The organism is Ferrovibrio sp. (genome assembly GCF_019636075.1).
In the GTDB taxonomy this organism is placed as follows: Bacteria; Pseudomonadota; Alphaproteobacteria; order Ferrovibrionales; family Ferrovibrionaceae; genus Ferrovibrio.
In genome coordinates, this window is the sequence record NZ_JAHBYG010000002.1 from 191,420 (window position 1) to 197,548 (window position 6,129).

The 6,129-nt window shown below is 63.3% G+C and carries 6 protein-coding genes; 3 read left to right on the forward strand and 3 right to left on the reverse strand.

Annotation, left to right across the window (positions count from 1 at the left end; translation table 11 throughout):
• Positions 1-17: 17 nt before the first annotated feature.
• Together KF827_RS02060 and KF827_RS02065 are read left to right on the forward strand one after the other, a co-directional pair.
• Positions 18-998 (forward strand): TAXI family TRAP transporter solute-binding subunit, encoded by a 981-nt coding sequence (locus tag KF827_RS02060; protein WP_290999149.1) that lies wholly within the window; start codon positions 18-20, stop codon positions 996-998.
• A gap of 23 nt (positions 999-1,021) precedes the next feature.
• A complete protein-coding gene (locus tag KF827_RS02065; protein ID WP_290999153.1) occupies positions 1,022-2,806 on the forward strand; it encodes a TRAP transporter fused permease subunit in 1,785 nt (594 codons plus the stop codon).
• Here the strand turns inward: KF827_RS02065 and gcvA are convergent.
• Positions 2,803-3,693, reverse strand: coding sequence for a transcriptional regulator GcvA (gene gcvA / locus KF827_RS02070; protein WP_290999156.1), 891 nt, complete (start codon positions 3,691-3,693; stop codon positions 2,803-2,805). The two genes, KF827_RS02065 and gcvA, sit on opposite strands and share 4 nt — an antisense overlap.
• A 109-nt stretch (positions 3,694-3,802) precedes the next feature.
• On the opposite strand from gcvA, the gene KF827_RS02075 reads away from it, so the two are divergent.
• Positions 3,803-4,270: a VOC family protein gene (locus tag KF827_RS02075; protein WP_290999159.1), complete on the forward strand. Its 468-nt coding sequence runs from the start codon at positions 3,803-3,805 to the stop codon at positions 4,268-4,270.
• 9 nt (positions 4,271-4,279) lie between these two features.
• On the opposite strand, the gene KF827_RS02080 is transcribed toward KF827_RS02075, so the two are convergent.
• Both KF827_RS02080 and KF827_RS02085 read right to left on the reverse strand, forming a co-directional pair.
• On the reverse strand, positions 4,280-5,164 hold the full coding sequence (locus tag KF827_RS02080; protein WP_290999162.1) for a haloalkane dehalogenase: 885 nt from the start codon (positions 5,162-5,164) through the stop codon (positions 4,280-4,282).
• 61 nt (positions 5,165-5,225) lie between these two features.
• The coding region (locus tag KF827_RS02085; RefSeq protein ID WP_290999165.1) for a lyase family protein at positions 5,226-6,129 on the reverse strand (904 nt) is incomplete at its 5' end.

Sequence of the window (6,129 nt, forward strand, 5' to 3'; positions counted from 1 at the left end):
ATCCTGGGAGGAAAATCATGCATTTCCGTTTCGCGCCCTTGGCGTTTGGCCTTTCGTTGCTTGCGTCCGTCGCCTTCACCGGCGCCGCCGATGCGCAGACCCGCGTGACCCTGAAATCCGCCACCGCCTCATCTTCCTATTATGTGATGATGGTGCAGTTGGGTGAGGTGCTGCGCTCTGAGAGCAAGGGCGCCATCCAGGCCACGGTGGAGGAAAGCCAGGGCAGCGTGCAGAATGTGAAGGAAGCCGCCAAGCGCCCCGGCAATTTCGTCTTCACCACGCCGCCCAGCCTGCTGGCCCAGGCCCGTGAGGGCAAGAAGCCTTTCGAGGGCGAGACCGGCTATGATGCCGTGCGTACCCTGTTCGTGGTGCCCTATGTGACGGTGCATTTTGTGGTGCGCGCCGATGCCGGCGTGAACAGCCTGGCCGATCTGGCCGGTAAGGATTTCATTTCCGGCGGGCGTGGCACTTTCTGCGATGGCCGTACGCGCACCATCTTCGGCCTGCTCGGCCTTGAAGGCAAAGTGAACTATGTGGATACCGAACTCGCTTCGGCCGACAATGCGCTGAAGAACCGCAAGGTGGCGGGCTATGCCACCTGCTCGTCGCATCCCACGCCGCAATTGCAGGAATTGGCCACCACCCTGCCGATCAAGATTCTGCCGATCTCGGCGGCGCAGGCCGAAACCCTGGTGAAGAGCGATCCGTCCTCCAGCCCGATCACCATCGCCAAGGGCACCTATAAGGGCGTGGATGTGGATACCCCCACTGTGGGCGTGCCGGTCGGCGCCTTCACCACCAGCCGCATGGATGACGATACCGCCTATGCCATCGTGAAGGCCTTCTGGTCCAAGAAGGACGAAATGGCCAAGACCAATCCCTGGTGGGCCGCCGTGTCGCCCAGCCTGGTGGCGGCGCTGAACGGCACCAAGCTGCATCCGGGCGCGGCCCGCTATTACAAGGAAGCCGGCGTGAAGCTGCCGGATTCGATGCAGTAAGCGGAGTGAAACAGTAAGCATCGATGCACGATAGCGTAGCGCCGGCACGGCCGGGTAATCTTCTGCTCGTCTGTGCCGCCGCTACGGTGGGCGTGCATATCTGGATGATCTTCAGCGGCCTGGTGCCCAATCTGGTCAGCCGGCCGCTGCATTTCGCCTCGGCCTTGCCATGGGTCTTCCTGTTCGCGGCGGCGCGTGGGCGGGTCGAGCGCTGGTTCGGTATCTTCTGCTGTCTGCTGGGGCTGGCCGGGGCGTTCTATATCATCGCCGACCGCAAGGCGTTGCTGGATCAATATGGCTCGCTGGATGGCAGCGCCTTCCAGTTCGCTTTAGCGATTGCCCTGATCCTGGTGACATTGGAAATGGCGCGCCGTGCCGTGCAGCCGGTGCTGCCCGGCGTGGCGTTGATCTGCCTGTTGTATGGTTTGTTTGGCGAGCATCTGCCCGGCATGTTCGGCCATCCCGGCGTGCCGCTGGATTATTTCTTCGGTGCCATGGTGCTTGCGGAAGGCGGCCTCTGGGGGCAACTCACCGGTACATCCATCGATTTGATCGTGCCCTTCATGATCCTGGGCGCCGCTGTATCGGCGGGCGAGGCCGGGCGCGGCTTCATGGCCATCGCCACCCAGTTGGCCGGCGGCTATCGCGCGGGCGCCGCCAAGGTGAGCGTGCTGGCCTCGGCGCTGTATGGCACGATTTCCGGTTCCGCCTCGGCCAATGTGGCTTCCGTGGGGGCTGTCACCATCCCCGGCATGATCCGCATGGGCTATCCGCGCCCGGTGGCCGCCGCCACTGAAGCCGTGGCTTCCACCGGCGGGCAGATCATGCCGCCGGTGATGGGGGCCGCCGCCTTCGTGATGGCGGAATTGCTGCGCAAGCCCTATGCCGAAATCGCCGTGGCTTCGATCCTGCCGGCCATCCTGTTTTTCTTCGTGGCCTGGGTAGGCGTGCATTGCTTTGCGCTGCGCTACAATCTGAAGGCCCTGCCGGCCAGCGAATTGCCGGGCTGGCGCGTGGCGTCGGTGGCGGCGCCGTTCTTCGCGCTGCCGCTGGCGGTGCTGATCCTGTTCCTGCTGGTGCTCAGCTATTCGCCGGCCTATTCGGCGATGGTGGCCACCTTGGTCACGGTTGCCATGCTGGTTTGGGATGGCAGCGGCAAGCGCTTCGATATCGCCTTGTTCGGCAATCGCCTGGCCGTCGGATTGGTGGAGGCGGCACGGCAGATCGCGTTGATTGCCGCCATCATTATCTGCGCCGGCTTGATCGTGGGCGTGTTCCACACCACCGGCCTGGGCGTGAAGATCACCGGCTTCATCCTGGATATGAGCGGTGGCAGGCTTTGGGTGGCCCTGCTGCTCACCGCACTGGCCTGCACCATCCTGGGCATGGAATTGCCCACCACGGCAGCGTATCTGATCTGCGTGGCGGTGGCCGGCCCGGCCCTGGTGAAACTGGGTCTGCCGGAATTGCACGCGCATATGTTCGTGTTCTGGTATGCGCTGCTCTGCACCATCACGCCGCCGGTCTGCGGCACGGTTTTCGTGGCCGCCTCGATTGCCGGCACGCCTTGGCTGCCGGTGGCGGGCATGGCGATGCGGATCGGCCTGGGGTTGTTCATCATTCCGCTGGGCTTCGTGGCCAATCCCGATCTGCTCTATCTGGCCGAGGCGCCCGTGGCGGCCATCTTTGCCATGGCGAAGATCGGTGCCGGGCTGGTAGGCCTCAGCTATGCGCTGATCGGCGGCGTGGGCAGTCTGTGGCTACGGCTGCTGTTCGGCCTGGTCGGCATCGCGGTGATTTTCGTCTAGCTGCTGTTGCGGGCCTGCTCGCGCACCCAGTCGCGGAAGGCGCAGATGGCCGGTTCACGCTCGCGGCCCAGCCGATGTACCAGCCAATAGCCTTCGCGGCGTTTCTGGCGATGATCCGACAGCGGTTCGGCCAGGCGGCCATGGCGCAGCTCCTCGCGCACCATGAAATCCGGCACCAAGGCCAGGCCCAGGCCGTTGATCGCGGCGTCGATCGACATGAAGAAATGCTCGAATGACGGGCCGAATTTCGGCTTATCGTTCAGCTTGATTCCAGTAGCAGCCAGCCAGTCGCGCCAGGCCTGCGGTCGGGTGGAATGCACCAGCAGGCTATGCCGGCGCAGGTCGGCCGGGCGTCGCAACGGTTTTTCCGCCAGCAGGGCAGGGGCTGCGACCAGGATCGCGGTTTCCTCCAGCAGCTTTTCCGACCACAGGCCGGGCCAGGGGCCGCGCCCCACGCGGATCTGCATGTCGATGGGTTCGGCGCTTAGATCCACCAGCCGGTCGGCCACCGTCACTTCCACCGCAATGCCGGGATAGCGATGCTGAAAATCCGGCATACGCGGCATGAACCAGCGCATGGCGAAGGTGGGCAGCATGCTCAGGCTCAGCCGGTCGCCGCGCGGGCGGGCGCTGATCTGGCGGGTGGCGGCGCGCAGGCGCTCCAGCGCATCGGTAACCGGCGGCAGATAGGCTGCCCCGGTTTCCGTGAGTTCCAATCGACGATGCAGGCGGCGGAACAGCGGCGCGCCAAGGGTGCGCTCAAGCTCCGCCACCAGGCGGCTTACTGCGCCCGGGGTTACATTCAGCTCTTGCGCTGCGCGGCTGAAACTCAAATGCCGGCCAGCGGCTTCAAAGCTGCGGATGGCGTTCAGCGACGGTTCGGCCATGATGCTTTAGCTTGAGAAAAACTCATAATAGGCGCAGTTTATATCGGTTGAGCCTCCGCTGCCAGCGGTTAATATCCGGGCAGAGATAACTGCCCCACCGGAGCCAGCCATGAATGCCCTGAACCCCACCCCCAAGATTGCCGAGCCGGTCGCCAAGTCCACGCTGCGGCCGTTTCACCTTGCCTTTCCGGTGCGCGACATCGCTGAAGCGCGGAAATTCTATGGCGAAGTGCTGGGATGCAGCGAAGGCCGCTCGGCCGAGCATTGGGTGGATTTCGATTTTTATGGCCATCAGTTGGTTGCCCATCTGGCGCCCGAGGAATGCGGCGTGAAGGCTTATAGCTCGGTGGACGACCATAAGGTGCCCGCCAAGCATTTCGGCGTGATCCTGTCGATTCCGGATTGGGAGAAGCTGGCCGCTCGGTTGATTGCCGCCGGCACCAAATTCGTGATCGAGCCTTATGTGCGTTTCAAGGGCGAAGTGGGCCAGCAGCACACCATGTTCTTCATGGATCCCTCGGGCAATGCGCTGGAATTCAAGGCGTTTGCCAACGACGAGATGATCTTCGCCAAGTGATGGGCATCATCAGCCCAGGCGTTCCAACGCCTGGGCGATGAACAGATCGCTCCATTCCTGCACGAAATGTCCGCCCTCGGGCAGTTCGATCGGTTCCGGGCAATTGCGGATCACTTTCCGCAAGCCATGCATCACCGGCGCGCCCAGAACCGGATCGGCCATGCCGATCACCATCACGCTCTTGCCTTGCCAGTCGTTTTGCCAGAATTCCTTGGCTCGGCGCGATAACTCGGCGCCCGGTGCATCCGGGCTGTCGGGCACCAGATTGGGAAAGCGCCGAACGCCACCCTTGTAATGCAGGTCCGGATAGGGTGCCTCGTAGGCGGCGGCTTCGGCTGGGCTGAGCTGCGGGCAACTGCGCTGCATCAGCTTGGCGATTGCCATGTCCGGATTCTTGTTGTTCCAGGCACGCCAGTCGAGAAAGCCTTGCGTCAGCGGCCTGTCGCCGGTTCCCAGGGCGGTGTTCATCACCAGCAGGCCATCGAAGCGCTCGGGCATTTTCTTGGGGATGGTCAGGCCCAGCAGGCCACCCCAATCCTGGCAGACCAGGGTGATCTGCTGCAGGTTCAGCGCGCGGATCAGCGCGATCAGGCTGTCGCGGTGGAAATCGAAGGTATAGACCGCATCCTCGCGCGGCTTGTCGGATTTGCCGAAGCCGAATAGGTCCGGCGCCACCACGCGATGACCAGCGGCCACAATTGCCGGGATCATGCGGCGGTAGAGGTAGCTCCAGGTCGGTTGGCCGTGCAGGCAGAGGAATGTGCGGCCGCCGATCTTGCCTTCATCCAGGTAATGCATGCGCAGGCCATTGGCATGCTCCAGGTAATGCGGGCGAAAATTATAGCCCGGCAGATTCTCGAAACGCTCTTCCGGCGTACGCAATGCCTCGATCATGCGGCTTCCTCCCTTTTATGGAGGAAGCCTCTCACGCCGGCCGGGGCTTTGCAATATCGGCTTAAGCTGCCTTGCGTTTCTTGGCGGCTTTCGGTTTGCCGGCCGCCTTTTTCTTCGAGCCGTGGGCAGTCATCGCCTTGGCCCCGAATACCCGGCGGAAGATGGTGTCTACATGCTTGAAGTGGTAGCCCAGGTCGAACAGGGCTTCCAACTGCTTCGGTTTCAGCTTGGCAGTCACTTCCGGTTCCTGCTTCAGCAGGGCCAGGAAGTCGCCACCATTGCGCCAGATCGTCATGGCATGCTTCTGCACCAGGCGGTAGCTGTCCTCGCGCGAGAGGCCGGCCTGGGTCAGCGCCAGCAAAATGCGCTGCGAATGCACCAGGCCGCCGAAGCGGTCCAGGTTCTTCATCATGTTTTCCGGGTAGACCACCAGCTTTTCGATCACGCCGGCCAGGCGATGCAGCGCGAAATCCAGATGGATGGTGGCATCCGGGCCGATCCCGCGTTCCACCGAGGAATGGCTGATATCGCGCTCATGCCACAAAGCCACGTTTTCCAGCGCCGGAATCACGGCGGAGCGCACCAGGCGCGCCAGGCCGGTGAGATTCTCGGTCAGCACCGGGTTGCGCTTGTGCGGCATGGCCGACGAGCCCTTCTGGCCGGGCGAGAAATATTCCTCGGCTTCCATCACTTCCGAGCGTTGCAGATGGCGAATCTCGGTGGCCAGCCGTTCGATGGAAGCGGCCACGACCGCCAGATGGGCGAAATAGGCGGCATGGCGGTCGCGCGGGATCACCTGGGTGCTTACCGGCTCGGGCTTCAGGCCCAGTTTTTTGGCTACATGCTCTTCCACGCGCGGATCGATATTGGCAAATGTGCCCACGGCGCCGGAGATGGCGCAGGTGGCCACTTCCTCGCGCGCCAGTTCCAGGCGGCGGCGGGCGCGCTGGAATTCGGCATGATAG